Consider the following 25,451-nt stretch of genomic DNA (forward strand, 5'->3'; position numbering starts at 1 on the left):
TTAGTTTAACCTGAAACTTTACTGTTCGCTTTCATCAGTATACCGCTTCGCTTTATAGGCCGGATGCATCAGGTTTTGCGCGGAGAAGATATCGTCCAGCTCCGCTGCGGTCAGCAGCCCGCGCTCAAGCACCACGTCTCTGACGCTCTTGCCCGTTTCGGCGCAAATCTTGCCTACGATATCGCCATTGTGGTGGCCGATATACGGGTTGAGGTAGGTGACGATGCCAATGGAGTTGTAGACGTAGCTTTCGCATACCGCTTTGTTGGCGGTGATGCCGCTCACGCATTTTTCCAGCAGGTTGTAGCAGGCGTTAGTCAGAATATGGATAGATTCAAACATCGCCTGGCCAATCACCGGCTCCATCACGTTCAGCTGCAGCTGCCCCGCTTCGGAAGCCATGGTGACGGTTGTATCGTTACCAATCACTTTGAAGCACACCTGATTGACGACCTCAGGGACCACCGGGTTTACCTTGGCTGGCATGATAGAGGAGCCCGCCTGCAGTTCGGGCAGGTTAATTTCGTTCAGGCCGGCGCGCGGGCCGGAAGAGAGCAGGCGCAGGTCGTTACAGATTTTGGACAGTTTAACCGCCAGCCGCTTCAGGGAACTGTGGACCATCACGTAGGCGCCGCAGTCGGAGGTGGCTTCGATCAGGTCTTCGGCTGGCACAACCGGCAGGTTGCTGACTTCCGCAAGTTTTTGAACTGCCAGCTGCTGATAACCATCCGGGGTATTCAGGCGGGTGCCGATAGCGGTCGCGCCGAGGTTTACCTCCAGCAGCAGCTCAGCGGTGCGCAGAATGCATTTAGTCTCTTCGTTAAGCAGAACGTTAAACGCGTGAAACTCCTGCCCCAGGGTCATCGGCACCGCGTCCTGCAGCTGGGTACGACCCATTTTCAGAATGTCCTGGAACTCAACGGCCTTTTGCTGGAAACCTTCGCCAAGCTGGTTGATTGCATCGATCAGTTTGAGAATGGAGGCGTAGACCGCGATGCGGAAACCGGTCGGGTAAGCATCGTTAGTGGACTGACATTTGTTAACGTGGTCGTTGGGGTTGAGATACTGATATTCGCCTTTCTGATGGCCCATCAGCTCAAGGCCGATGTTCGCCAGGACTTCGTTGGTGTTCATGTTAACGGAGGTGCCTGCCCCGCCCTGGAACACATCAACCGGGAACTGGTCCATGCACTTGCCGTTATTCAACACCTCATCGCAGGCGGCAATAATGGCGTTGGCGATGCTTTTAGGGATAGTTTGCAGCTCTTTGTTAGCCTGCGCAGCGGCCTTCTTCACCATCACCATTCCGCGGACAAATTCAGGAATGTCGCTGATTTTGTTATTGCTGATGTAGAAGTTTTCAATCGCTCTCAGAGTATGGACGCCGTAGTAAGCGTCAGCTGGAACTTCCCTGGTGCCCAACAGATCTTCTTCGATACGAATGTTGTTTAACATGTGAACCTTCTCTTTCAAGCTGCCTATGAATTCACCAAATACGCAGAATTTATGGGATCTCGCGCATTTTCTGGCCGCAGATTATTTCCTTAATCGGCCCGGTGCCCACGATCATATGCTGATAATAGCGAATATCAGTCACCCTGATCACTTATTATGTAGTGAATCCTATAAGAATTATTAATCTGTGAAATGAGTCACCGGTTTTCTATTCTTGAAAAAAATAAGCTTTTTTTACGATTGAAAAGTGACGTTTTGGCCCAACATCTTTTCGATGCGAATAGCATATCTATGACTACGGGCGCCGACGCTGGCGCCTGTTAATGAAGGAGACGCCGGTGCGTTGGATTCCGTTAATTGCCGTTTTTTTATACGTTTACATTGAGATATCGATCTTTATCCAGGTCGCCCACGTGCTTGGCGTCCTGCTGACGCTGATTCTGGTGATCTTTAGCTCGGTCGTGGGGATATCGCTGGTAAAAAACCAGGGCTTTAAAAACCTCATGCTGATGCAGCAGAAGATGGCGGCGGGAGAGAGCCCGGCCGCTGAAATGATCAAAAGCGTGTCGCTGATCATCGCCGGTTTGCTGCTGCTTCTGCCGGGATTCTTTACCGATTTCCTGGGGCTGTTGCTGCTGCTGCCTCCAGTGCAGAAGCACCTGACCTTAAAGCTGATGCCGCATCTGCGCTTTAGTCGGATGCCGGGCGGCGGGTTTAGCGCCGGAACCGGTGGCGGCGATACCTTTGAAGGCGAATATCAGCGCAAAGATGACGAGCGCGACCGCCTCGAACATAAAGACGATCGTCGTGATTAACATTTAGCATTGTCCGGGCCGGTCACTCCGGCCTGGTGACTCTCTCCGCGAGCCTGCGCTTTGGTAAAAACAGCCACAGTACCGCCAGCATGATAAACGCGTACAGGCTCTTCCAGCCCACCATCGCCAGCAGCAGCAGGCACAGCACGCTGCCAAACGCCGCTAACACGCGATAACGCCCATGCAGCAAACGGCAGCCCGCCAGCATACACAGCAGATAGATCATAATAAAAATGCCGTTGGCGTAGACGATCAGGGCATCCAGGTTGATATTGAGCGCGTAAATGCACAAGGCGCTAATCACGCAGCAGCCGAGTACCGCGTTCAGCGCATTGCGCGGAATTTGTCGCGGCGACAGGCGGGCCAGATAGCTCTCAGGCTTATGCTGCGCCTGCGACCACACCAGGCGGGCAAAGCTCTGGATATAGATATTGAGGCTGGCGAAGCAGGCGAGATAGCCGATAACGCAGGCAATCCACAGCGCCTGAATGCCGAACAGGCGTACGACGATATTGGGCAGCGACGCGGCGGCGGCCATCTCCTCACCAAAGGCATGAAAGTGCAGGACCAGCACGGTACAGGCCCAGTAGACCGAACCCGCCAGTAATAAGCCGATCATCAGCGCGCGGGGAAAATCGCGCTCCGGTTGCTTAAATTCAGAGGCCAGATGAGCGAAAGCCTCCAGACCGACAAAACACCAGAACATCACCGAAAGTGCGGAGAAAAGCTGCGAACTATCGATTTCAGCGGGCGCCGGGAAGGGGATCTGCGTGGGGTTGATCCCGCCGCGCCACCAGATAGCGACGATCAGGGCGACAATCAGCACGGCAACCAGCGTTTGTAGATTGGCGCTGGAGCTGGCTCCGCGAGAGCCGACCCACCAGATAATCGCCAGCGTTCCCAGTTCAGCCAGCAGCAGCTGGCTATCGTGCCAGCCAAAAAGCGCCTGACCGAAGCCGGTGGCGATATGCAGGGCCGCGGGTAATCCGACCGGGATCACTGATAAAAAGAGCCAGCCGGTGACGCGCGCCAGACGCGGTCCAAAAGCCATATCCACAAAATGGGCCACGCCGCCGGCGCTGGGAAAGTGCCGACCCAGAGTGGCGAAGACGATAGCGATGGGAAACACCAGTAAAATCAGCGCCGGCCAGGCCCAAAGGCTATTGTCGCCGGCGACCAATGCGGCCAGCGCCGGAACGGCGAAGACGCCGGTTCCCAGTAATGATGTGGAGAGTAACCCCACTCCTTGGGCAAGCCCCAACTCCTGTTTTAAACCACTCATGTTTCAACCCTGCGCCCGGCAAAAAAGGGATGGTATCACAATCGCTTTTGCTTATGACGTCAGGCAACGGCGGCAAATTTGTGTGCGTCTGAGCACGAGGACAAATTTTTTTTTACTTTTCCCCTTGAAGCGGTAAAACCCCACCCCCATCTCTCAGGGCACTAGCCGGAAAACCGTGTGCGGACCGGCGTCATCCATAACTGATAATGACTTTCTCAAAGGAGAGCTATCAATGAGTATTCGTCCGTTACATGATCGTGTGATCGTCAAACGTAAAGAAGTTGAAACGAAATCTGCTGGCGGCATCGTTCTGACCGGTTCTGCGGCAGCAAAATCAACTCGTGGCGAAATCATCGCTGTCGGTAAGGGCCGCATCCTGGAAAACGGAACCGTGCAGCCTCTGGACGTTAAAGTTGGTGACATCGTAATTTTCAACGATGGCTACGGCGTGAAATCCGAGAAGATCGACAATGAAGAAGTGTTGATCATGTCCGAAAGCGACATTCTGGCAATTGTTGAAGCTTAATCCGCGAACGACACTGAACATACGAATTTAAGGGAAAGATAAAATGGCAGCTAAAGACGTAAAATTCGGTAACGACGCTCGTGTGAAAATGCTGCGCGGCGTAAACGTACTGGCAGACGCAGTTAAAGTAACCCTGGGCCCGAAAGGCCGTAACGTGGTTCTGGACAAATCCTTCGGTGCGCCGACCATCACTAAAGACGGCGTTTCCGTAGCGCGTGAAATCGAGCTGGAAGACAAGTTCGAAAACATGGGCGCGCAGATGGTGAAAGAAGTCGCCTCTAAAGCGAACGACGCTGCAGGCGACGGTACTACCACCGCAACCGTACTGGCTCAGGCTATCATTGCTGAAGGCCTGAAAGCCGTTGCTGCGGGTATGAACCCGATGGATCTGAAACGTGGTATCGACAAAGCTGTCGTAGCCGCTGTTGAAGAACTGAAAGCGCTGTCCGTACCGTGCTCTGACTCTAAAGCCATTGCTCAGGTTGGTACCATCTCCGCTAACTCCGACGAAACCGTAGGTAAACTGATCGCTGAAGCGATGGACAAAGTCGGTAAAGAAGGCGTGATCACCGTTGAAGACGGTACTGGTCTGGAAGACGAACTGGACGTGGTTGAAGGTATGCAGTTTGACCGCGGCTACCTGTCCCCGTACTTCATCAACAAGCCGGAAACCGGCGCTGTTGAACTGGAAAGCCCGTTCATCCTGCTGGCTGACAAAAAAATCTCCAACATCCGCGAAATGCTGCCGGTTCTGGAAGCCGTAGCAAAAGCGGGCAAACCGCTGGTTATCATCGCTGAAGACGTAGAAGGCGAAGCGCTGGCGACCCTGGTAGTGAACACCATGCGCGGCATCGTTAAAGTTGCTGCGGTTAAAGCACCGGGCTTCGGCGACCGTCGTAAAGCTATGCTGCAGGACATCGCAACTCTGACCGGCGGTACCGTTATCTCTGAAGAGATCGGTATGGAGCTGGAAAAAGCGACTCTGGAAGATCTGGGTCAGGCGAAACGCGTTGTTATCAACAAAGACACCACCACCATCATCGATGGCGTGGGCGAAGAAGCTGCGATCCAGGGCCGCGTTGCTCAGATCCGTAAGCAGATTGAAGAAGCAACTTCTGACTACGACCGTGAAAAACTGCAGGAGCGCGTGGCTAAACTGGCAGGCGGCGTTGCAGTAATCAAAGTGGGCGCGGCTACCGAAGTTGAAATGAAAGAGAAGAAAGCACGCGTTGACGATGCCCTGCACGCGACCCGTGCTGCGGTTGAAGAAGGCGTGGTTGCCGGTGGTGGCGTAGCGCTGGTTCGCGTTGCCGCTAAACTGGCTGGCCTGACCGCTCAGAACGAAGATCAGAACGTCGGTATCAAAGTTGCGCTGCGCGCAATGGAAGCTCCGCTGCGTCAGATCGTGTCCAACGCCGGTGAAGAACCGTCTGTTGTGGCGAACACTGTGAAAGGTGGTGAAGGTAACTACGGTTACAACGCTGCAACCGAAGAGTATGGCAACATGATCGACTTCGGTATTCTGGACCCAACTAAAGTGACTCGTTCTGCTCTGCAGTACGCAGCATCCGTTGCTGGTCTGATGATCACCACCGAGTGCATGGTCACCGACCTGCCGAAAAGCGACGCGCCTGACTTAGGTGCTGCTGGCGGCATGGGTGGCATGGGCGGTATGGGCGGCATGATGTAATCGTGCGCTATACCCCTTAGATATAAAGAAACCCTCGGGCAGAAATGCTCGGGGGTTTTTCTTTTTGTCGTCTTTTTAGTATAAGGTTGTACATCCGGGCCAGTGCGTCCAGCTCATTGATCGTGGGGAATAACATGCAGGTAAAATATTTAGCAGGGATTGTCGGCGCAGCATTGTTGTTAGCAGGTTGCAGCTCCAGCAACGAATTGACCTCTGGTGGCCAGAACGTACGCTTTGTTGAAGATAAACCAGGTTCTGAATGCCAGCTGTTAGGTACCGCAAGCGGCACGCAGAGCAACTGGCTGTCCGGACAGAATGGTGACGAAGGCGGCTCCATGCGCGGCGCGGCAAACGCCCTGCGTAACAAGGCCGCAGAGATGGGTGGCAACGTCATTTACGGCGTCAGCAGCCCGACGCAGAATCTGCTGTCCAGCTTTGTGCCGACCGATAGCCAAATGAACGGCCAGGTTTATAAGTGCCCGAACTGATTTAACCGGTGCCTCTCTTGCCTAAATTGAGGCACCCTCTTGATCTCTTTTTATTGCTTGCTGAGTTGCGCCTGAGTTTGCTGGTAGAACGCATGCAAAGGACGCAGACACTCCTCCAGCGTCATCATTCTTCCTGGCTGAGAAGGGATGATTTGGCTAAAAATCTGGCTGGGCTGGCGCTGGGTATGCACTTCTTTCAGCTTTGGGCTTCTCTCAATTAAGCGCATTACAACGATATTTTCCTGCTCTGATGGATGAGCGGCGTTGGTTTTAATCACTGCGCCGGAGATGATTTTTCGCCCTTCCTCCGTGTCACAACAGTACAACACGCCGAGATAATGGGAAAACAGATTGAGCTTCCATTCATCCTGAAGATACTGCTGATAATCAACGTTGCTGGTATTCGTTAAATCCACCGCATAAAGCATCAGGCCTTCCAGCGAGGAAGTTAAATAATTAATCAGATCGCTATCACCCGTGTGTTTAAGAGACTGCTGAATGCCCACCAGCAGCGCTTCAACTTGCATATCATCAATACGCAGCGTAGCAATTTGTTCATTTTGCAGCACCAGAATGAGCGTTGACCAGGTGTCGCCGGGTTTTAACGTTATCGACATAATACGTCTTTCCGGATTAGGGTGCTGTACTTCAGGTATATCGATCGCCGGTGTATTTTCTATAAGGCGTTCATTAAAGGCCACCAGTTCATTCTTATAACTTTCACCTTCAGCATTTAAGCGCTGCAGGACGATGGCCATTCTGTGCTGCAGAACTAACAGGAGATCCGCAAGAATCGGCGCCTGAAGATAATAAGACTGACAGAGTTGATTACTCAGTTTGACTTTGAGCATTAAAGCCAAAAATTTGTCATCATATTTAATAGATGCGGTATTAAAACCAATAAATGTTCCTTGCATACGGATCTCCTTTTCCTGGTGGTTACGCTGGTGCCTGCATATGGAGCTGTGACATATCAATGATGCGATCGGCTGAGGCAATGGTGGATGGCCGATGGGCAACAATGATTCGGGTAATGCTTAAACCAGAGATAGACTGGTTAATGACCGATTCATTTTTCAGGTCGAGATGGCTGGTGGCTTCATCCATAAACAGAATGCTGGGTTTTCGATAGAGCGCGCGAGCGATTAAAATTCTCTGTTTTTGTCCACCAGAGATACCTAAGCCAAGCTCGCCGACAATCGTTTCGTACCCCATCGGCATTTTCATGATTTCATCATGGATATTACATCTGCGTGCGCACTCAACGATAAAGTCCATATCGGCATTATCTTCAAAGCCGCTGATATTATCGATAAGCGAGCCTGAGAAAAGGCGGTCCTCCTGAAGGACGCAGGCCGTTCCGAGACGAAAGTTATTGATGCCAATTTTTTGAATATCAAGGTTATCCGCTATCACGTCACCGCTGGTGGGCGCTAACAGACCGCACATGACTTTCAGCAGCGTGGTCTTACCGACGCCGGAAGGGCCAACCAGTGCGATGGATTCGCCGGGTTCAACGGTAATATTTAAATTAGAAAAAATAGGTTGTGAGAACGGATCGTACTGATAGCTGAGATTCTTCACTTCTAATTTCACGCCAGTATTTTCTGCAAAAACCCGGCGTGCAGGCAGCTCTTTTTCCGGCTCGCTAAATACAATTTCTGAAAGACGCTCATTATGTAACGACAGCATTCGCAGCTGCATGACCAGGTCGATCAAGCTTGATGCGCGCTGGGAGAATTGCCCACGATAGGCGTTAAAAGCCATAAACATACCGAGGGTCATATTGTTATCAATGACCATGATCGCGCCCAGCCAGAGTACGGCGACCTGATCGATGGAGGTAATAAAAGTATTAATACCGCCAAACATCATATCGAAGCGAGTCTGTTTGATACCGGCATTGCAGGCGTCAATGTTGATATTTAACCAGTGCTGAGAACGACGCTCTTTTAAGTTCAGCGCTTTAATGGTGGAAATACCGTATAGGGACTCCATAAAGTGCGAGCTGGAGCGTGCGCCCTTGATAACCTGCTCTTCGGCAACGCGACGGTAGAAGCTGTAGGTGGCAAAACGCATGATGGCATAGCATAAGGTGAATCCAACCACGACCCAAACCAGCCAGCCGCCGTACAGCGTTAACATAACCAGCAGGCCAATCGTCATGATTGAGTCGATAATGCCGGTAACAATGCTATTGGTGAAGGTGGAACGGATAGTATCCAGCGACGAAAAACGAGACTGAATATCCCCTAAATGACGTTTTTCAAAAAAGGATAACGGCAGGCTCGTCAGATGATCGAACAGCGTGGTTTTCCATTGGATGTTCGTCAGCGTATTTAGCGTTAATGAGGTCCACGCTCGCAGCATACTAATAAAGGTGCGGAAAAGCGTGAAGAAGACCAGGCCGATACAGATAACCGAAAGCAGGCTCTGGTCGTGCGCCATGATGACATGGTCAGTCACCAGCTGCGTACCGATAGGTAATAGCAGGCCGATAGCTTCAACCACTACCGAAAAGGCAAAGATTTTTAGCAGGACCGATTTAAGTCCCACAATATTGCGCATCAGGTCTAATAGACGCAGGCGTGATTTTGCCTGTTCTTGCTGAAAGTTTTGGTCCGGCCATAGTTCCAGCGCAACGCCGGTAAAGTTATTGGACATTTCCTGGATACCAATAACCCGCTTACCCAGCGCCGGATCGTGAACAATAAAGCTGTTTTTACGTACCTTAGTGAGCACGACGTAATGATTCATTCCCCAGTGGATAATACAGGGTAGCTTCAGCTGCTTGATTTCATCCAGATCCAGAGAGAGGGCCCGGCTTTTCAGACCGGCATGTTCCGCCGTTTTGCTCAGCGACATGAGCGTAACGCCCTGAGAAGGGCTACCGTAACGATGGCGGAAGTTGAACAGGTCGATATTAAGCCCGTAAAAGCCGCAAACCATTGCCAGACAGGCGATACCGCATTCGGCGGCTTCCGACTGTAAAATAACCGGCGTTTTATGACGGAATGAGAAATTAAGCTTATCGGTAATGGTTTTAAACAGTTCTTTATTCATCGATCGGGCCACTCACGCTTTGCGTCATCTTATAGAAAGGAGTAAACATCCACATGTAAAGCGGGCGTTCTTCAAGGAAAACTACCGCCTGAGCCTTCAGACCGTTAGAGAGCGTGAGCGTTTTTCCATTGTAGCTAAAGGTCTTGTCCTTGATTTTTATAATTGCTTTATAGAGCGCTAATTCCTGCTGATTAGTGCCGTTGCTGACATTGGTATATTCTGCCATCTCCTGACGTGACGCCGGGACCGAGGAAATAGAAACAACCTTACCTGGAAATTGGCCAAATTTATCGGCAGGGAAAGCATCATAGCGAATATTAATGGTGTCCCCGGGTTTCACGTAGGGGATGGTATTATTGGGTAACCAGAGGATCAGATAATACTCAATATCACCGGTAGGTTTGATCTGCGCCAGGCTGCTGCCGTTCTCTACCATCTGCCCTTTAGTCACGGCCAGCGATTCGATCTTACCGTTGGTCGTTGCTTTAATAATCAGATTACCGTTAGCGTTCGATTCTACCAGCTGATTTTTATAATCATTGATTTGGTTATGCTGGCTGGAGATCTGATTATCAAAGTCTGCTGCTTTGGTAATTTTATCGCTGCTGGTTTGCGTGAGCTGAGATTCCAGCTGCATCTTTTGGGTCACCAGGGATTGATAGGCGCTTTGCTGTTGAAAATATAGCGAGTGCTGATAGTTATACTGATCTTTAGTTATCAGACCATCCTTTAAGTATTTATCATAGCTGGCCAGGTTGGTATGCATTTTGTTTAAGCCTACCTGAGTATTAGCCAGCATACGGTTGGTTTCCGTTAACGAGGCGCTGGTGGTTTTAATCTGTTTTTCAAGAGCAGCGAGCGTTTCAGCCTTATTACGCGTCAGTTTGCTTATAATATCTTCGGCGTTAGCAATCTTTTCATTGATAACTTCAATCTGAGCCGCGCTAACGTTGCCACCGATCGTATTACGTGAAACGTCAAGTTCATAAAGCGGTTGGCCTTTTTTGACAATGTCTCCCACCTTTACATGCAGATTCACAACAAAACCCTGCTGTGGGGCAAAGACGTTAACGGAGTGGGGGAGCGTAATGACCTCTCCGCGTACATCAATACGCTGGGTAAAGGTGCAAAATATGAGTGAAAGCACAATGGCAATAAGAAAAATAAATGCCAGAAGAGTGACTAGCCACGCGGGAATGCCTGCTAATAATAATGCCTTTCCTTTCCAGTGGATTTTTTTGTACTCAATCGCTTCCTTGCGATAGATTGATTTTTTCATAATTATTTTGTTTTTTTAGGTGGAAGTAAGGCCCATTAATAATGGGCCTTAAAGTATAAAGTTTTTTTTAATTGTTAAATCTTAATGGCTCCATGGGATAAATGTACCGTCAATGACGCTCTGGAAGGCATCAACAACAACTTGCAGGGTTGTGTCCCAGCCAGCCGCGATCGCCCCAGATGCCCCCGCTACCCCACCAACAATAGCTCCCCAAACTAATCCCACCCCATTTCCAATGAGGCCAAAACCTAACAGACCACCATTAGCACCAGATTGAGTCCCACCAATTAAGGTACCAAATGAACCGCCAACTATACCTCCGAGCACACCAGCCGCAATAGCTTCAACTGCATTACATGCAAATGAGCTAATCGTTGATTGAATTGAAGAAAAATCCCAAGAGTAGCCGCCAGAGATTTCTTCCATTTCAAAAACAGTTAATTGTTTCATAGTTTTCCTTGGTTATATAATATGTCAGATTGTTCCGCTCTCTGCATGAACATATTTTTCACGCAAATGTACATTGAAATTATATTATAAGTCAAAAAAATAAAAACTTGCCTTAGAGGATAATTTCGAGGGATGATTTTAATTAAAAAAAATATTTTTCCAAGCCATTTTAGTATAATTCATGTTGAATTTTAGCTCTTCATCTAATAATTATCTTAAATCACATAGAGTTTCGGTTGTGAAGTAAATAAAGTGTTTGCGGGCTAATGTGTTTATTGGTGTTGATATAAAGGCTGTGATATAAAAGCTGTGATGTAAAAGTAAGGTTAATATATTTCGCAGGTTGTGTTTGGTTATCTGCATGATATTTAACTCTACCTCAAAAGACCTCATTGTTGGCTCTGTCAAATGAAGATGATAGCGCCAACAATAATTTTTAATGGTTACTCTTCCTGTAGAATGATTTCAAATATAGCTCGAACGCTACCTGGTGTTATGGTGTTAGATAGTTTGTAATAGTCCGCAGTGAAGGTAAGCGACTGGCTCTTTTTCACACTGGCAATAGTGTAGTTTTTATAATCAAAAAAGGTGATAGGGCTGGAACCCTGTTTAATTATGAAACCAACATCTTTGGCTCCTCCGATAGTATCAGGGATGGAGTTTAGCAGTACGCCATCTTTTGATGCTGAGTTCTCGGTTATAGGGTTAAACCAGTAGGTATATTTGGTTCCAACGGATGAGTCAGGGCAGGTAATGTCAAGCGTAAAGTCTTTTTGCTTGCCAGTTACCCCGCCCTGAGTGATAGCTTTAAGCTGCGATGCTTCTATATTAGATAGATTGACCGTGCTCCCACCTCGTGGATTTATATTGCAGGTTGTTTCCCTGTAAGTGAAAGGGCCGAGTTTGATGTTGGCTTGGGCAAGTCGGGCAATTGATGAATTAGCATTGACCTGATTGACGCTTCCTGCACGATAGGACACCGAAATCTCTTTTTTTCCTGAGAAGCTCGTATCAATATTGTCCCTGGTTTTTATCAGCCAGACGGTTAGTTGTTTCACGCCGGGATCGCTAAGGCCATAGGCAGAAACAGTACCTAACGTGGCCGGAACGGGGCGGCCGTTGGCGCCGGCAATTGCTTCCGAAATTTCAAAACCAATACCCGGTATCCCTGTTTCATAAACCGGTCCACCGAGCACACCGGTCACGCCTGCCGCCAGATTGACGCTGGGCGTGGCGATAATGGCGTAAATATCATTTGCCTTGCAGTTATAAAAAGTTTTTGCATTGGCAATCGCTCCGCCTACCGTTCTTACTGCCAGTACGCTACCGGGCGCCAGGCTTGAATCGGATAAAATTTTAGCTGGGCTGAATGTAACATTGAATGCAGCATCAGTTCCGTTGTAATTACAGTCAGCCATTACTGTCTGATTAAGTAAAAGTAAACTAATAAAAAGGAGTATTTTTTTCATAGTCTGTATTCATCCCTGTTACTGGCAAACCGCAGTGGCCTGAGCAATACCTTCGTTTACCGCAGCCAGGCTATAAGGCGCTTTACACTGCTGCCCGCTCTTTGAACCCCACTGAGCATAGACTTCACCGTTATCTTTCAGGCCGGACAAATAGACCATACCGCCATCAGAAACGATGCTGGCCTGGGCGTTTTTATCCGTGGTCAACGTTACCGTGGCGCCATAAGGAACGTTTTCACCCGACGCTCTCTTAAGAATAAGGAACGCGCGGCGGCCAATATTGCCCGCGAAATTTGCCCGTACCACGGCTGCACGGGTTGGCACCACTTTCTGCGTCGTATTTGGCAATTCCATATTATCTCCCAAAGTCGTGCTATCTAAAGTCACGCTGGTTCGATGGTATGGCGTAACGTAAGGAATAATCGCATAGCCGCGGTAGTCCGTTTCGATCGTCGCGTCGTTTTCCAGACGGACGTTTTTCAGGCCGGGCGCCTTAACCAATACGGCGGTTTCAGACATTTCCTGACCTAATGTCATTCCGTCAGCATGAACCAGCACGCCGCCGCTCAGGCCGTAGTTAATTAACTGACTATTTTTGGCATAGCTGTAGCCGGCGTTAGCCGAACCCATGGAACCACGATAGTTGCCGTAGACGCCGCCGCTGGCATCTTCACGATTGCTGTAGCCCTGCTGGACGTTCCAGTCCAGGTTATGGTTTTCCAGCGCGACGCCACTCAGAGAAACATACTGATCGGTTGAACCCGGACTGCTGTTGGTCACGTTATAGGTCGCATAGGCATTAGGTAACCAATCGCTTAAAGGAATGGAAATATTAAATGAAACAACATGGTCATCCTCAACGTGACGGCTGGAACCATTATTTCCCCAGCTATAGCGGCTATAGCTATAGCCAGCGTAATAGTTAAAGCGGCGGAACCCGCCGTTATAGCCAATATTCAGTGAGTTATTGCGGCGGTTGCTATCCCAATAATCCTCAAAAATACCGGATACAGAAAGGTTACCCAGCCCTGAACCCAGGCTCTGGCTCACGGTAATATTGGTTCTGTTACGCAGCGAGTGTGGCGTATATCCGCCGTAGCTGTTGTTATAGGTATTCATCACATCAGTTAGCGTATTGTACCCGGAGGTCGAATAGCGGTAGCCGGCTACGGTAATATTGGTGCCGGTTTCAAGAATATTTTTACCGTAGCGAATGCGCCATGACTGGCCGGACGTTTTCTCTTCATCTTTCTTTTTAGACCATGCAGCCGTTACATCGGCGGAAACCGCGCCAATATCGCCGAGGTTTTGCCCGGCGCCAAAAGCGAGCGCCTGGTAATTGGCCGCCGCCTGTACGCCCGTATAGAGAGTGGTATTGCTTAATACGCCGTAGCTGATCGTTGCTTGCGTAAAGGGTTTCTCGTCAACGTTGCCATCGTAGGGACGATATTTCCCGCTGGTAATCTCATACTCCATCTGGCCTTCCCGGAGCATTAATGGCAGAGAAGCGTAGGGCACCACGAAGTTTTGTCGGGAGCCATCGGACTCCTCGACGGTGACGTAAAGGTCACCGTTGCCGCCGGTTGAGTAGAGATCGGTAATTTCGAAAGCGCCCGGAGCGACAAAAGCCTGGTAAATTTGGTAGCCATTCTGCTTGATGACGATACGCGCATTGGTTCGGGCAATACCGCGAACGATGGGCGCGAATCCGCGCAGGCTTTCAGGAATCATGTCCGTGTCGGTTGCCAGCTGAATCCCGGTGAACGGCACGCTGTCAAAGATGCTCGACAGCGAGCTGCTTTCGCCCATGACTAAAGTACTTTTTAACGGGACAATACTCCGCTGCGCATAGAGATATACAGAATCCCAGTCGCTCTTTGCCCCCGCTGACTTATTCCATGTACTCAGATTGCGCAGGCGCCATGGCCCGAGGTTCAGGCCGGATTGTAAGTTAAGATTGTAATACTCATTATTGGCTTCATAGTCTTTGCCTGAACTAAACTGATAGTTGGTCAGTAAGGCATTAATACCGTCGTCAAACTCATCGGGGGAAACGAAGCCCTGCGCGATAGTGGACAGTGCCGCCTGCGGTATGGATACCAGCAGCTGTTGAGTATTGAAGTTAAAATCGGTGGTGAAATCAGGAATGACATGAGTATCTGCGCAGCCATCCGCATCTTCTTTTAAGCCAGGAAAAGCGTCTGCACGCAAACCATAGCTGGTTAATTTAGCAATGCTTAAACAGGGAACTAATTTCAACGTATCTGTTGTGGGATCTTTTTTTTCCACAAACCGGATATCAGCCGTTTCTTGCAGACTGTTATTTAAAATAACGTCAATGCGATACTCCCCTGGAGCCTGGGCATCGCGGGTGGCGTAGAGGGATAAGTCCGGTATTGAAGAGGGGTCGCTCTGACCGACAGATTTTATAAATGCGGGGTCAAAAAAATCACGAGCTAAAGCATTGGCGCATAAACCGAGAGCTAGCGCAGGAACAAGAACGAAAAATGTGTGGGAGGCTCCGGATAGCGCGCCTTCCCTTTTTTTTATTGAAATAGACATACTTTTCACCCTGGCCAATCAAAAAAGAATTTAAATCGATGATGTGTGGGCAGAACCCGAGCCTCCGTTATCAGTGGCGACCTTCCACTCGATTTCTGAACCATTTATACCTGCAGGCAAAGTAAATTCTTTGCTGGAAAAAGCATCAATGTTATTGACTGAGCTGCTAATATCTCTGCCGTTTATTTTTATCGACTTAAAATAAATGAAAAAGGGTGTCGGATTCTTTAGCGTTATCTTATTACCGGACTTATGCCACTGCAGATTTTTAGCTTCGGTATTAATATTCATATCCTGAATGGCGCGAGGGCGATAGATAAGACGCATTCTATGGCGCACCGCCAGCTGCAGCTTGTTTTTGTCAGCTTCACTGTCGCTGGTTGGCGGAATAGACATTACGTTAAAGAAGTAGACAGTTTCACGATCCTGAGGGGCTTTAGAGATATACGCGTTAGGAAAAATACGTACCGTGTTGGTTTGCTTGCCCTCCAGGCGGAAAAGCGGGGGAGTCACCATAAAAAAGCTATCTTTCATTCCTTCAGACGCTTCGACCCAGGATTTAATTAAATAAGGCGTGTCATCTTTGTTTTCAATGTTCGTACTGATTTCTCGCGAACCTTCTTTATAAAGATGGCGGGTTGAATCAACCACGACTCCGCTCTGGGCCACAAAGCTGACAGAAATAAAAGAAATTGCAGCTAATCTTAATAATGACTTCAGCATAATTCATTCCCTGAATAAAAAAATAACGGGGCCTGCCTGAGGCAAACCCCGTTGTACTTATTAGTAGCTAATAGTAAAGGTGGCTACACCTTTAACTGCACCATCGGTAACGCCGTTTGCAGTTTTAACGTATGCAGCTTTATAACGCAGGTAAGACGGGGTACCCGCGGTATAAGCAACAACTTTTGGAGTCGTACCGGTGAAGCTTACGCGAGTGCCGTCGGTGTTTACTACGGTAACCGCAGCGTTAGTTGCCGGGCTGGCAGCCGTGTTAGTCAGCACGTTGTCCTGGCCGCTGATATAGTCGCCGGTTACGGTCACGTTGATGTTACCGGTGTAATTAGTTGCACCTTTCTGGCAATCTTCGATTTTGTACTCAATGTCTTTTGCAGTTGACATATACGGAGTGTTAACTGCCATTGCGTCCAGTACAGATGCTTTAACATCGTCCAGAGTTAAAGAACCGCCGGAAATCATAGCGGACGGCGTTACGTTACAGGATTCGCCGGTGTCGGTAACGTTACCCAGAATAGTCAGAGAAGAACTGTTCCCTGCCGCGAAAGCCTGAGCACTCAGAACTGCAGAAGCAGCAACCATTACAGCTACAATTGTTTTTTTCATTTATTTAATCCATTTATAGATACTAAAGTCCTGAATAGCGTCAAGACGAAGATGTTAATTAGTCTGATAGGTAATAACTAACATTCTGCTATGTCTGCCCGATCGCTATCGTTATCATTCTCCTGCCGCCGCATTTTGTATACCTGGTATACATAGAGCGTAATGTGCCGGAGCGGTGACAAATCTAAGTGCAGGACTGATAAAATGCATGTGAATTCTGTTTGAATTTAAACTCTGTTTATTGAAGGTTGCAATTTCACAAGCAGATTTCGTAGATAATAATGAGTGTGCCTGGAAGGTATAGTTGTAAATCAGTCTTCCCTTTGGTTCAAATATCATGATAATCTTATCTTTGCTCTGGGAAGAGCTGGGATTTTTCTTTGAAATTATCTAATCTGGCAGGCTTAAAGGGATGTACTGTGATAGCTAAAGATGAATTTGAATTTAATTCATCTTTATTTCATATGGAATGGTGAGGGAGGAAAGGGATTATGATATTCAATGAATATATCATTAACAATGAAGTTATTTTTAATGTAAATATGAATGAGCTGCAGCCCGTAGGGGACAATGGTGAGAGCGTGACGCTGAACGCGCCGACTGCACGCTGCCTGCAACTTTTACTGGAAAGTAATGGGAAAATTATATCCCGAGAAGAGTTTCTGGATAGTGTCTGGAAAACCAGAGGGGTTGTCGTTTCGCAGAATACTTTTTATCAAAACATATCATTGTTAAGAAAGTCGTTAGTGAAAGCAGGATTATCGCAAGATATTATTGTTACAGTCAGACAGCGCGGGTTTGTTCTCGCGGCAGGATCAAATATTGCCTCATTCTTACGCTCGGAAGAAAAGGCACCGGAAAATTCTGAAAATGTGCAGGTTACCGCAAGCACCTCTTCGCCTCCGATTGAGAAAAATGTGATGAATAATTCCGCTGTCCGCGAAGATGCGCAAAAAAGTTACACAGACGATAAAGCAACAGTATTTAAATTACCCGGGTGGATTTTGCCTCTGTTATTGGTGATGACCGCAGCAAACATCCTTTCTCTTTTTTTGTAAGTAATAATGAATGGATTAACCGCTTGCTTTTATATTCGCTTTACTCTCTCCTGGAAGAATAACTACTGGTTCTATGAAAATTATAAAGCATCAGTATTTATACGCCAGTAAGTAATAGCACCAGGTAGTCTGCCAGGCAGTGCCCGGCAGACGGATTCGCTATCGTTGCTTCAATCCTAAGTCCAGGGGCGTCTTGCTTGGTTCTCCGCCGATTTCCCGTGCAAGTTTAGGGACTAAATAGCCGGAGACCAGCGTGAGTAGTTCACGCATGATTGCCCGGGCCTCTTCGTCACTGACCATGAAATGCGCCGCTCCCTGCACTCTATCCAGAACGTGCAGGTAATAAGGCATAACCCCGGCATCGAACAACGCATTGCTCAGATCGGCGAGCGTGCGCGCATCATCGTTCACCCCGCGTAACAGTACGCTCTGATTGAGTAAGGTGACGCCAGCCATACGCAGGCTCTTCATTGCTCTACGAAACGCGGTATCAATCTCGTTGGCATGGTTAATATGGTTCACCAGCAGCACCTGCAACGAAGATGCAGAGATGCGCGCAACCAGGGTATCGGTAATCCGCGCAGGGATCACAATGGGTAACCGGCTGTGGATACGCAGGCGTTTAATATGTGGAATGGATTCCAACTGGGTAAGCAGCCAGTCCAGTTCATGGTCCTTCGCCATCAACGGGTCACCGCCGGAAAAAATAATTTCATCCAGCTCTGGATGAGCCGCGATGTATTCCATAGCCTTCTGCCAGTTGCGCTTCGTACCCTGGTTTTCCGCGTACGGGAAGTGCCGACGGAAACAATATCGACAATTTACCGCGCAGCCGCCTTTCACCAACAGTAAAGCGCGGTTGCTGTATTTATGCAGCAGACCTGGCACAACGCTATGCTGTTCTTCCAGCGGATCGGTGGAGTATCCTGGAGCATGAATAAACTCCTCTTGGGAGGTAAGTACCTGACGGAGAAGAGGATCGTTTGGATTTCCTGGTTCCATACGAGCAATAAATGCCCGTGGGACACGCAGTGCGAACAGGCGCTTAGCGTCGCGTCCTGCCAATAGATTCGCATCAGCGTCTACATTTAAAAGCTGCAGCAGTTCATCGGGACTGGTCACAACATCGGCAAGTTGCGTTAACCAATCTTCTCTGGATGGGGTATTTAGGGTTACAATATGCGCCATTTTGTGGCTTAGCTACCAATTAACAAAGTTTCAGAGGGCCTTATGGCGACTTACTATAGCAACGATTTTCGTGCCGGTCTTAAAATCATGATGGACGGCGAACCTTATGCAGTTGAAGCCAGTGAATTCGTTAAACCGGGCAAAGGCCAGGCTTTTGCGCGCGTTAAGCTGCGCCGCCTGCTGACCGGTACCCGCGTAGAGAAAACCTTCAAGTCTACAGATTCTGCTGAAGGCGCAGACGTTGTCGATATGAACCTGACTTATCTGTACAACGACGGTGAGTTCTGGCACTTCATGAACAACTCGACGTTTGAACAGCTGGCCGCAGATTCTAAAGCCGTTGGTGATAATGCTAAATGGCTGCTGGATCAGGCTGAATGTATCGTTACTCTGTGGAACGGTCAGCCGATCTCCGTTACCCCGCCGAACTTTGTTGAGCTGGAAATCGTTGAAACCGATCCAGGTCTGAAAGGCGATACTGCTGGCACCGGCGGTAAACCGGCTACCCTGTCCACTGGCGCAGTGGTTAAAGTTCCTCTGTTCGTTCAGATTGGCGAAGTCATCAAAGTGGATACTCGCTCTGGCGAATACGTATCCCGCGTGAAGTAATCGATGCGCTGAGACGGTTGGCGCAGCCTTTCGCTGCGCCCTCTACCGGCGTAACTGCAGGCAGGGAAGATGGCTCATAAATTAACGCTCCCGGTATTATTATTTCTTAGCTGCGCCCTTCTGTCCGGATGCAATACGGCTCGCGGCGTGGGTGAGGATATCCAAAGCCTGGGTCATGCTATTTCTCACGCTGCCAGCTAACCTGATTTCATCAGGAAATCCTCATTCATAATCCATTTCTGTTCCTGACTTAATATCTTAAGCCTCTTTTTCTCCGAAAAAACGTTGAGATTCCCTCATCCTGAACCAGGTTGTCTATGCTTATAAGGCACGATAACTAAAACTGGTAAATTAAGGATAACATCATGGTAAAAAAAGCGATTGCAGCGGTCTTTACGGTTTTGGTCCTCTCCTCAGCATTGACCGGATGTAACACCACGCGCGGTGTCGGTCAGGATATTTCAGATGGCGGCGATGCGATTTCTGGCGCCGCAACCAAAGCTCAGCAATAGACCATGGCGGTACGGCCGTGGTCGTACCGTTCTTCCTCTCTTTAGCGACATCGTGTATTATTTCCGCGGATTATCATCTACCTTGCGGGACGACCCGTAAGCGTTTCACATCTGGGGACGGCCCCATCAAAGGAGCCTTATGTCCTGGTTAATTCTGTTTATCGCGGGGCTGCTGGAAGTTGTCTGGGCAGTCGGCCTGAAGTATACCCATGGTTTTAGTCGGCTTGTGCCGAGCGTAATTACGATTGCCGCCATGGTTATCAGTATGGCGCTTTTATCATGGGCGATGAAAACGCTGCCCGTGGGAACGGCTTACGCCGTCTGGACCGGTATTGGCGCGGTTGGCGCAGCGGTCACGGGGATTATCCTGCTAGGAGAATCCGCCAGCCCGATGCGCATTGCCAGCCTGGCATGTATTGTCATTGGCATCATTGGCCTGAAAATGAGCGCTCATTAATAGCGTTGATTGACCCAGATGAGCTTGCTCACGTCAAATCCCTGCCGGCTGGCGATATCCAGCATCTGCTGCTTCACTTCCGGCGGGATTTTCGGCGCACGCGCCAGTAGCCAGAGATAGTCGCGATCTGGCCCACAAACCAGCGCATAGCGATAATCCTTATCCAGTGAAATGACGTTATAGCCGCCATAGAAAGGGCCGAAAAATGAGACCTTCAGCGCGGCGCGCGCGGGATCGCCGGTAAAGTAAGCGACGCCGTCGGTTTTCTGCCACATACCCCGGTCGGGGTTATATCCCTTATTTACCACGTTCAGCCCACCATCATCGCGCAGGCTATACGTTGCGGTGACCTTTTCTAAGCCACTCTCAAAATTGTGATCGAAACGGGCGATTTCATACCAGGTACCGAGATAGCGTTGCGTGTCGAATGGGCTGACCACGGTGACGCCGGTAGGCGGCGTCGGCGTGCTACAGGCGATAAGCAGAAATGAAGCGGCAACAACCGCCATGACGGGGAGCAGACGCATAGTTATTTCCTTGCCAGTTTTAAGCTAAGTGTAGATTCAGGCAGGAAAAATGCGGCAGATTTTTCTTGAGAAGAGAGCCCGGTAACATCCTGCTACCGGGCTTGCCGCAGTCGAGGTTAAAGCAGCGGTTTAGATGAACAATATTCCGACCAGCGTGACGACGGTCAGAATCGCCGCGAGGCCGTAGAAGACCCACTTACCGTTGGGTACGTGAATTTTTAAATCGTGCATCGCATGGTGAATACGATGAAGTCCGCACCATAGCGGCAGCACAATCATCAGAAAAATAAACGCACGGCCAATGAAGCTGTGGGCAAAGCCCAGCACGCGTTCGTAGCTGAAGGCGTCTGCGGGCGCAAGGCCCAGCGGCAGCATAATACCTACCAGCAGTACGATGACAGGAGCGACAATTGCTCCCCACATGCCGCCAGCGCCAAACAGCCCCCAGAATACGGGCTCATCAGAACGTTTTGGTTTAGGATTGATCATTCCAGCCTCCTTACCAGAACAGGGCGACAAACAGAATCACTACGGTGACGACCGCGGTGACGATCCAAAGCCCTTTAATCACTGGCTCTGGCCCCATTTTTTCGCCTTTGAGGATAATATTGGCAGCTTTCGGTGCCAGCTCAAACCAGGTCTTGGTATGCAGCAGCGCGGCCGCAAGCGTGATCAGGTTCAGAATCACGACAATCGGATTTTGCAGAAAACCGATATATCCGGCCCAGCTCTCAGCACCGTGCTTCAGCGCGAATAGCCCGTAGATCAGCACGATACTGAACCAGACCGTGGGGACCGCTGTTCCTTCACGCAGCATATAGAAGCGATAAAACGGCAGCTTTTTCCACCAGGTGGACGGCATCGGCCGCACGTAGGGTTTGCGTTTAGTCGTCATACTGCACTCCTTAGCGTGGTTTCAGGGTGGCGATAAGAAAGTCTTTCGAGCTTTCTACCTTACCCTGCTGGATCGCGGCCGCCGGGTCGACGTGTTTCGGGCAGACTTCGGAGCAGTAGCCCACGAAAGTACATGTCCATACGCCATTCTGGCCGTTAAGCTGCGCCATACGTTCCTTTTTACCGTGGTCGCGGCTGTCTTCGTTATAGCGATGGGCGAGGGTGATCGCCGCCGGGCCGATAAACTCCGGATTAAGACCAAACTGCGGGCAGGCCGCGTAACACAGGCCGCAGTTAATGCAGCCGGAGAACTGATGGTATTTCGCCATCTGCGCCGGCGTTTGCTTGTTTGGTCCCTGATCGGGCGTGCGCGGGTTGCCGATGATGTACGGCTTAATGGCTTCCAGACTTTCAATAAAGTGGGTCATATCGACCACCAGATCGCGTTCAATCGGGAAGTTAGCCAGCGCTTCAACCTTAATGCCTTTGGTGTATTCGCGCAGGAAGGTTTTACAGGCCAGCTTTGGTACTTTGTTCACCATCATGCCGCAGGAACCGCAAATCGCCATGCGACAGGACCAGCGGTAGCTAAGATCCGGCGCGAGGTTATCTTTGATATAGCCCAGCGCATCCAGCAGCGAGGTTTGCTCGTCGTAGGGAACTTCATAGAAAGCGCTGTGCGGTGCGATATCCACTTCCGGATTATAGCGCACCACTTCGACTTTCATGTTTTTCATCTCAGCCATTCGTCGTCTCCTTCTTCTCGGCTGCTTCCGCTTCCGCCCCGTACACGCGTTTTGCCGGCGGCAGAGTGGTGATTTTCACATCACTGTACTCCAGAGTGGTATTACCGTTGGCGTCGCGGAAGGCGAGGGTATGCTTGAGGAAGTTGACGTCGTCACGCTCGGTGCAGCCTTCATCCAGACGCTGATGCGCGCCGCGGGACTCTTTACGCGCGATGGCGGAATGCGCCATACATTCGGCGACGTTCAGACCATGACCCAGTTCGATGGTATACAGCAGGTCGGTATTGAACACGCTGGAGGTGTCGGTGATACGCACGCGCTTGAAGCGCTCCTGCAGCTCGGCCAGCTTATCAACCGTTTTCTGCATGAGCTCCGGCGTACGGTAGATGCCGCAGCCTTCTTCCATCGACAGACCCATTTCATCACGGATCTTCGCCCAGTTTTCGTTACCTTCCTGATTCACCAGGTCCTTCAGGCGCTTCTCGATATCGACGACCTGCGCGTCCAGCGCGGCGCTATTGGCTTCGCCCGCTTCGGTGGCGCGCTGCATGGCCTGTTCACCGGCCAGACGACCAAACACCACCAGCTCCGCCAGCGAGTTGGAGCCGAGACGGTTAGCGCCGTGCAAACCGACAGAAGAGCATTCGCCAACGGCAAACAGCCCTTTAATACGGGTTTCACACTGCTGGTCGGTTTCGATACCGCCCATGGTGTAGTGCGCGGTTGGACGTACCGGAATGGGATCTTTCACCGGATCGACGCCCACGTAGGCTTTTGAGAGTTCACAGATAAACGGCAGACGTTCAAGCAGCTTTTTCTCGCCCAAATGACGCAGATCGAGGTAGACCACGTCGCCTCGCGGCGTTGGGATCGTGTTGCCTTTACGCCATTCGTGCCAGAAAGCCTGGGAGACTTTGTCGCGCGGACCCAGCTCCATATATTTGTTTTTTGGCTCGCCCAGCGGAGTTTCCGGGCCCATGCCGTAATCCTGCAGATAGCGGTAGCCATTCTTGTTGACCAGAATACCGCCTTCACCGCGGCAGCCTTCCGTCATCAGAATACCGGAACCCGGCAGGCCGGTTGGGTGATATTGCACGAACTCCATATCGCGCAGCGGTACGCCGTGGCTGAGCGCCATACCCATACCATCGCCGGTGACGATCCCGCCGTTGGTATTGTAGCGATATACGCGTCCTGCGCCGCCGGTCGCCAGAACTACCGCGTTGGCGCGGATCTGTACCAGCGTACCCTCCATCATATTCATCGCGACCAGACCGCGCGCCTGACCTTCATCGACCAGGATATCGAGGACAAAGTGTTCGTCGAAGCGTTGGATTTGGGGGAACTGAAGCGAGGTCTGGAACAGGGTGTGCAGCATATGAAAGCCGGTTTTATCGGCTGCGAACCAGGTTCGCTCGATCTTCATACCGCCAAAGCGCCGGACGTTGACGCTGCCGTCAGGGCGGCGGCTCCACGGACAACCCCACTGCTCAAGCTGGGTCATTTCCGTCGGGCAGTGATGAACGAAGTAGTCGACGACATCCTGTTCGCATAGCCAGTCGCCGCCTGCAACGGTATCGTGGAAATGGTACTCAAAGCTATCATGATCCTGCGCGACGGCAGCGGAACCCCCTTCAGCAGCAACGGTATGGCTGCGCATAGGATAGACTTTCGAAATTAGAGCGATTTTAGCATTTGGATTAGCTTGCGCGGCGGCAATTGCAGCGCGAAGACCTGCTCCGCCTGCGCCAATAACGGCAAGATCGGCTTGAAAAGTTTGCACGACATTCCTCCAGTTTTTGTTTATTTCGCCGCCGGGCTGGCGAAAACGTATCACTGCTCCTTTATAGGTAAGGAGTATAGCCGCAGGGTTATGAGGGAAAATTGACGTGTTCGATTTTTTTATCGTTATGTGCGGTTGTTTATCTATCCACTGTATGTTTTTGGGTTATCAATAAATTAAGCGTATGTGACGCTTTTGCCTTTTCGCACAAAATTTGTTTCATTCGCCAGTTACGAGTAGACTTCGGGCCCTTGTTTCAAATCGGAGAAAGTACCATGAGCGAAACGGCAACCTGGCAGCCGAGCGCATCCATTCCAAACCTGTTAAAACGTGCAGCGGTGATGGCGGAAATTCGTCGTTTCTTTACCGACCGCGGCGTGCTGGAGGTGGAGACGCCCTGCATGAGTCAGGCGACGGTGACGGATATCCATATGGTCCCGTTTGAAACGCGTTTCGTAGGACCGGGTCATTCTCAGGGGCTGAATCTGTATCTGATGACCAGCCCGGAGTATCACATGAAGCGCCTGCTGGCGGCCGGTTGCGGCCCGGTTTTTCAGCTATGCCGTAGCTTCCGTAATGAAGAGATGGGGCGCCATCATAATCCGGAATTCACCATGCTGGAGTGGTATCGTCCGTGCTATGACATGTACCGGCTAATCAACGAAGTAGACGATCTGCTACAGCAGGTACTCGACTGCCAGCCGGCCGAAAGCCTCTCTTATCAGCAAGCCTTCCTGCGTCATCTGGAAATCGACCCGCTGTCGGCAGATAAAACGCAGCTGCGCGAAGTGGCGGCTAAGCTCGATTTGAGCAATATTGCCGATACGGAAGAGGATCGGGACACGCTGCTTCAGCTACTTTTTGTCATGGGCGTCGAGCCGCATATTGGTAAAGATCGTCCGACGTTTATCTATCATTTCCCGGCCAGCCAGGCGTCACTGGCGCAAATCAGCACCGAAGATCATCGCGTAGCGGAACGTTTCGAGGTCTATTACAAAGGCATTGAGCTGGCTAATGGTTTTCATGAGCTCACCGACGCCCGAGAACAGCGGCAGCGTTTTGAGCAGGATAACCGCAAGCGTGCGGCTCGCGGACTGCCGCAGCAGCCAATCGATCATCATTTGCTGGCCGCTCTGGAAGCCGGGCTGCCGGATTGTTCCGGCGTAGCGCTGGGCGTTGACCGGGTGGTGATGCTGGCGCTGGGCGCAGAAAGCATCGGCGACGTTATCTCGTTTACCGTCGACCGCGCCTGAT

26 protein-coding genes are annotated in these 25,451 nt (G+C 50.2%); 10 read left to right on the forward strand and 16 right to left on the reverse strand.

Translation table 11 applies throughout. From position 1 onward, the window contains the following. Positions 1-18 precede the first annotated feature (18 nt). On the reverse strand, positions 19-1,455 hold the full coding sequence (aspA, locus tag IAE27_RS03780; protein WP_004109248.1) for an aspartate ammonia-lyase: 1,437 nt from the start codon (positions 1,453-1,455) through the stop codon (positions 19-21). A 338-nt stretch (positions 1,456-1,793) separates the two neighbouring features. Between aspA and IAE27_RS03785 the strand changes: the two genes are divergently transcribed. Further along, complete coding sequence (locus tag IAE27_RS03785) at positions 1,794-2,270, forward strand: FxsA family protein (protein WP_004109245.1); 477 nt, start codon at positions 1,794-1,796, stop codon at positions 2,268-2,270. 22 nt (positions 2,271-2,292) lie between these two features. On the opposite strand, the gene yjeH is transcribed toward IAE27_RS03785, so the two are convergent. Then, complete coding sequence (gene yjeH / locus IAE27_RS03790) at positions 2,293-3,552, reverse strand: L-methionine/branched-chain amino acid transporter (protein ID WP_016809377.1); 1,260 nt, start codon at positions 3,550-3,552, stop codon at positions 2,293-2,295. Positions 3,553-3,784: 232 nt separating this feature from the next. Here yjeH and IAE27_RS03795 point away from each other — a divergent pair, with 232 nt between their 5' ends. The 3 genes from IAE27_RS03795 to IAE27_RS03805 all read left to right on the forward strand — a co-directional run bounded on the left by IAE27_RS03795 (position 3,785) and on the right by IAE27_RS03805 (position 6,256). Then, positions 3,785-4,078, forward strand: a complete 294-nt coding sequence (locus tag IAE27_RS03795; RefSeq protein WP_003855929.1) for a co-chaperone GroES — start codon at positions 3,785-3,787, stop codon at positions 4,076-4,078. 43 nt (positions 4,079-4,121) lie between these two features. Continuing rightward, entirely contained in the window at positions 4,122-5,768 is a 1,647-nt protein-coding gene (gene groL / locus IAE27_RS03800; RefSeq protein ID WP_004109240.1) for a chaperonin GroEL, read from the forward strand. A 134-nt stretch (positions 5,769-5,902) separates the two neighbouring features. Further along, a complete protein-coding gene (locus IAE27_RS03805) occupies positions 5,903-6,256 on the forward strand; it encodes a DUF4156 domain-containing protein (RefSeq protein ID WP_004109236.1) in 354 nt (117 codons plus the stop codon). 50 nt (positions 6,257-6,306) lie between these two features. Here IAE27_RS03805 and yjeJ read toward each other — a convergent pair whose 3' ends face one another. The 8 genes from yjeJ to IAE27_RS03845 form a co-directional block, all read right to left on the reverse strand. Next, positions 6,307-7,173: a YjeJ family protein gene (gene yjeJ, locus IAE27_RS03810; RefSeq protein ID WP_004109233.1), complete on the reverse strand. Its 867-nt coding sequence runs from the start codon at positions 7,171-7,173 to the stop codon at positions 6,307-6,309. A 22-nt stretch (positions 7,174-7,195) separates the two neighbouring features. Then, on the reverse strand, positions 7,196-9,319 hold the full coding sequence (locus tag IAE27_RS03815) for a peptidase domain-containing ABC transporter (RefSeq protein ID WP_016809376.1): 2,124 nt from the start codon (positions 9,317-9,319) through the stop codon (positions 7,196-7,198). Then, positions 9,312-10,598 (reverse strand): HlyD family secretion protein, encoded by a 1,287-nt coding sequence (locus IAE27_RS03820; RefSeq protein WP_017145095.1) that lies wholly within the window; start codon positions 10,596-10,598, stop codon positions 9,312-9,314. Before IAE27_RS03820 ends, IAE27_RS03815 begins: the two co-directional genes overlap by 8 nt. An 81-nt stretch (positions 10,599-10,679) precedes the next feature. Then, a complete protein-coding gene (locus IAE27_RS03825) occupies positions 10,680-11,048 on the reverse strand; it encodes a hypothetical protein (RefSeq protein ID WP_070557060.1) in 369 nt (122 codons plus the stop codon). A gap of 443 nt (positions 11,049-11,491) precedes the next feature. Next, complete coding sequence (locus IAE27_RS03830; RefSeq protein ID WP_070557059.1) at positions 11,492-12,517, reverse strand: fimbrial protein; 1,026 nt, start codon at positions 12,515-12,517, stop codon at positions 11,492-11,494. Between the two features lie 18 nt (positions 12,518-12,535). Further along, positions 12,536-15,079, reverse strand: coding sequence for a fimbria/pilus outer membrane usher protein (locus IAE27_RS03835; RefSeq protein WP_154022067.1), 2,544 nt, complete (start codon positions 15,077-15,079; stop codon positions 12,536-12,538). A gap of 30 nt (positions 15,080-15,109) precedes the next feature. Beyond that, entirely contained in the window at positions 15,110-15,802 is a 693-nt protein-coding gene (locus IAE27_RS03840; protein WP_004109214.1) for a molecular chaperone, read from the reverse strand. Positions 15,803-15,862: 60 nt separating this feature from the next. Next, positions 15,863-16,423 (reverse strand): fimbrial protein, encoded by a 561-nt coding sequence (locus tag IAE27_RS03845; protein WP_004117347.1) that lies wholly within the window; start codon positions 16,421-16,423, stop codon positions 15,863-15,865. 491 nt (positions 16,424-16,914) lie between these two features. Here IAE27_RS03845 and IAE27_RS03850 point away from each other — a divergent pair, with 491 nt between their 5' ends. After that, a complete protein-coding gene (locus tag IAE27_RS03850) occupies positions 16,915-17,481 on the forward strand; it encodes a winged helix-turn-helix domain-containing protein (RefSeq protein WP_070557058.1) in 567 nt (188 codons plus the stop codon). Positions 17,482-17,640: 159 nt separating this feature from the next. Here the strand turns inward: IAE27_RS03850 and epmB are convergent, their stop codons facing one another. Continuing rightward, positions 17,641-18,669, reverse strand: a complete 1,029-nt coding sequence (gene epmB, locus IAE27_RS03855) for an EF-P beta-lysylation protein EpmB (protein ID WP_070557057.1) — start codon at positions 18,667-18,669, stop codon at positions 17,641-17,643. A gap of 42 nt (positions 18,670-18,711) precedes the next feature. Between epmB and efp the strand changes: the two genes are divergently transcribed. The 4 genes from efp to sugE all read left to right on the forward strand — a co-directional run bounded on the left by efp (position 18,712) and on the right by sugE (position 20,247). Continuing rightward, a complete protein-coding gene (gene efp / locus IAE27_RS03860; protein WP_004109203.1) occupies positions 18,712-19,278 on the forward strand; it encodes an elongation factor P in 567 nt (188 codons plus the stop codon). A 69-nt stretch (positions 19,279-19,347) separates the two neighbouring features. Further along, a complete protein-coding gene (locus IAE27_RS03865) occupies positions 19,348-19,479 on the forward strand; it encodes an entericidin A/B family lipoprotein (protein ID WP_016809373.1) in 132 nt (43 codons plus the stop codon). A 164-nt stretch (positions 19,480-19,643) separates the two neighbouring features. Continuing rightward, on the forward strand, positions 19,644-19,790 hold the full coding sequence (gene ecnB, locus IAE27_RS03870; protein WP_004109200.1) for a lipoprotein toxin entericidin B: 147 nt from the start codon (positions 19,644-19,646) through the stop codon (positions 19,788-19,790). A gap of 139 nt (positions 19,791-19,929) precedes the next feature. Then, positions 19,930-20,247: a quaternary ammonium compound efflux SMR transporter SugE gene (sugE, locus tag IAE27_RS03875; RefSeq protein ID WP_004109196.1), complete on the forward strand. Its 318-nt coding sequence runs from the start codon at positions 19,930-19,932 to the stop codon at positions 20,245-20,247. Here the strand turns inward: sugE and IAE27_RS03880 are convergent. From IAE27_RS03880 to frdA, 5 genes are all read right to left on the reverse strand, one after another. After that, positions 20,244-20,774 carry a lipocalin family protein gene (locus IAE27_RS03880; protein WP_154022066.1) on the reverse strand — a complete coding sequence of 177 codons (531 nt, stop codon included), beginning with the start codon at positions 20,772-20,774 and terminating at the stop codon, positions 20,244-20,246. The genes sugE and IAE27_RS03880 overlap by 4 nt on opposite strands. 129 nt (positions 20,775-20,903) lie before the next feature. Then, a complete protein-coding gene (gene frdD, locus IAE27_RS03885; RefSeq protein ID WP_004109192.1) occupies positions 20,904-21,263 on the reverse strand; it encodes a fumarate reductase subunit FrdD in 360 nt (119 codons plus the stop codon). A 10-nt stretch (positions 21,264-21,273) separates the two neighbouring features. Continuing rightward, entirely contained in the window at positions 21,274-21,669 is a 396-nt protein-coding gene (frdC, locus tag IAE27_RS03890; RefSeq protein ID WP_004117355.1) for a fumarate reductase subunit FrdC, read from the reverse strand. A gap of 10 nt (positions 21,670-21,679) precedes the next feature. Continuing rightward, positions 21,680-22,414 carry a succinate dehydrogenase/fumarate reductase iron-sulfur subunit gene (locus IAE27_RS03895; protein ID WP_004109180.1) on the reverse strand — a complete coding sequence of 245 codons (735 nt, stop codon included), beginning with the start codon at positions 22,412-22,414 and terminating at the stop codon, positions 21,680-21,682. Continuing rightward, positions 22,407-24,197 (reverse strand): fumarate reductase (quinol) flavoprotein subunit, encoded by a 1,791-nt coding sequence (frdA, locus tag IAE27_RS03900; RefSeq protein WP_026055996.1) that lies wholly within the window; start codon positions 24,195-24,197, stop codon positions 22,407-22,409. Before frdA ends, IAE27_RS03895 begins: the two co-directional genes overlap by 8 nt. A gap of 275 nt (positions 24,198-24,472) precedes the next feature. On the opposite strand from frdA, the gene epmA reads away from it, so the two are divergent. Next, positions 24,473-25,450 carry an elongation factor P--(R)-beta-lysine ligase gene (gene epmA / locus IAE27_RS03905; RefSeq protein WP_004117360.1) on the forward strand — a complete coding sequence of 326 codons (978 nt, stop codon included), beginning with the start codon at positions 24,473-24,475 and terminating at the stop codon, positions 25,448-25,450. Position 25,451 lies beyond the last annotated feature (1 nt).

Source organism: Klebsiella sp. S69 (assembly GCF_016516145.1).
Lineage (GTDB): Bacteria > Pseudomonadota > Gammaproteobacteria > Enterobacterales > Enterobacteriaceae > Klebsiella > Klebsiella oxytoca.

Bases quoted from the DNA above. Each gene is read 5' to 3' on its own strand.
- IAE27_RS03820 (WP_017145095.1), bottom strand. From the start codon at position 10,598: ATGAAAAAATCAATCTATCGCAAGGAAGCGATTGAGTACAAAAAAATC.
- IAE27_RS03880 (WP_154022066.1), bottom strand. From the start codon at position 20,774: ATGCGTCTGCTCCCCGTCATGGCGGTTGTTGCCGCTTCATTTCTGCTT.
- IAE27_RS03865 (WP_016809373.1), top strand. From the start codon at position 19,348: ATGGCTCATAAATTAACGCTCCCGGTATTATTATTTCTTAGCTGCGCC.
- IAE27_RS03845 (WP_004117347.1), bottom strand. From the start codon at position 16,423: ATGAAAAAAACAATTGTAGCTGTAATGGTTGCTGCTTCTGCAGTTCTG.
- epmB (WP_070557057.1), bottom strand. From the start codon at position 18,669: ATGGCGCATATTGTAACCCTAAATACCCCATCCAGAGAAGATTGGTTA.
- frdC (WP_004117355.1), bottom strand. From the start codon at position 21,669: ATGACGACTAAACGCAAACCCTACGTGCGGCCGATGCCGTCCACCTGG.
- IAE27_RS03850 (WP_070557058.1), top strand. From the start codon at position 16,915: ATGATATTCAATGAATATATCATTAACAATGAAGTTATTTTTAATGTA.
- groL (WP_004109240.1), top strand. From the start codon at position 4,122: ATGGCAGCTAAAGACGTAAAATTCGGTAACGACGCTCGTGTGAAAATG.
- IAE27_RS03835 (WP_154022067.1), bottom strand. From the start codon at position 15,079: ATGTCTATTTCAATAAAAAAAAGGGAAGGCGCGCTATCCGGAGCCTCC.
- IAE27_RS03830 (WP_070557059.1), bottom strand. From the start codon at position 12,517: ATGAAAAAAATACTCCTTTTTATTAGTTTACTTTTACTTAATCAGACA.
- ecnB (WP_004109200.1), top strand. From the start codon at position 19,644: ATGGTAAAAAAAGCGATTGCAGCGGTCTTTACGGTTTTGGTCCTCTCC.
- aspA (WP_004109248.1), bottom strand. From the start codon at position 1,455: ATGTTAAACAACATTCGTATCGAAGAAGATCTGTTGGGCACCAGGGAA.
- IAE27_RS03805 (WP_004109236.1), top strand. From the start codon at position 5,903: ATGCAGGTAAAATATTTAGCAGGGATTGTCGGCGCAGCATTGTTGTTA.
- yjeH (WP_016809377.1), bottom strand. From the start codon at position 3,552: ATGAGTGGTTTAAAACAGGAGTTGGGGCTTGCCCAAGGAGTGGGGTTA.
- IAE27_RS03840 (WP_004109214.1), bottom strand. From the start codon at position 15,802: ATGCTGAAGTCATTATTAAGATTAGCTGCAATTTCTTTTATTTCTGTC.
- efp (WP_004109203.1), top strand. From the start codon at position 18,712: ATGGCGACTTACTATAGCAACGATTTTCGTGCCGGTCTTAAAATCATG.
- IAE27_RS03895 (WP_004109180.1), bottom strand. From the start codon at position 22,414: ATGGCTGAGATGAAAAACATGAAAGTCGAAGTGGTGCGCTATAATCCG.
- sugE (WP_004109196.1), top strand. From the start codon at position 19,930: ATGTCCTGGTTAATTCTGTTTATCGCGGGGCTGCTGGAAGTTGTCTGG.
- IAE27_RS03795 (WP_003855929.1), top strand. From the start codon at position 3,785: ATGAGTATTCGTCCGTTACATGATCGTGTGATCGTCAAACGTAAAGAA.
- frdD (WP_004109192.1), bottom strand. From the start codon at position 21,263: ATGATCAATCCTAAACCAAAACGTTCTGATGAGCCCGTATTCTGGGGG.
- epmA (WP_004117360.1), top strand. From the start codon at position 24,473: ATGAGCGAAACGGCAACCTGGCAGCCGAGCGCATCCATTCCAAACCTG.
- yjeJ (WP_004109233.1), bottom strand. From the start codon at position 7,173: ATGCAAGGAACATTTATTGGTTTTAATACCGCATCTATTAAATATGAT.
- IAE27_RS03815 (WP_016809376.1), bottom strand. From the start codon at position 9,319: ATGAATAAAGAACTGTTTAAAACCATTACCGATAAGCTTAATTTCTCA.
- IAE27_RS03825 (WP_070557060.1), bottom strand. From the start codon at position 11,048: ATGAAACAATTAACTGTTTTTGAAATGGAAGAAATCTCTGGCGGCTAC.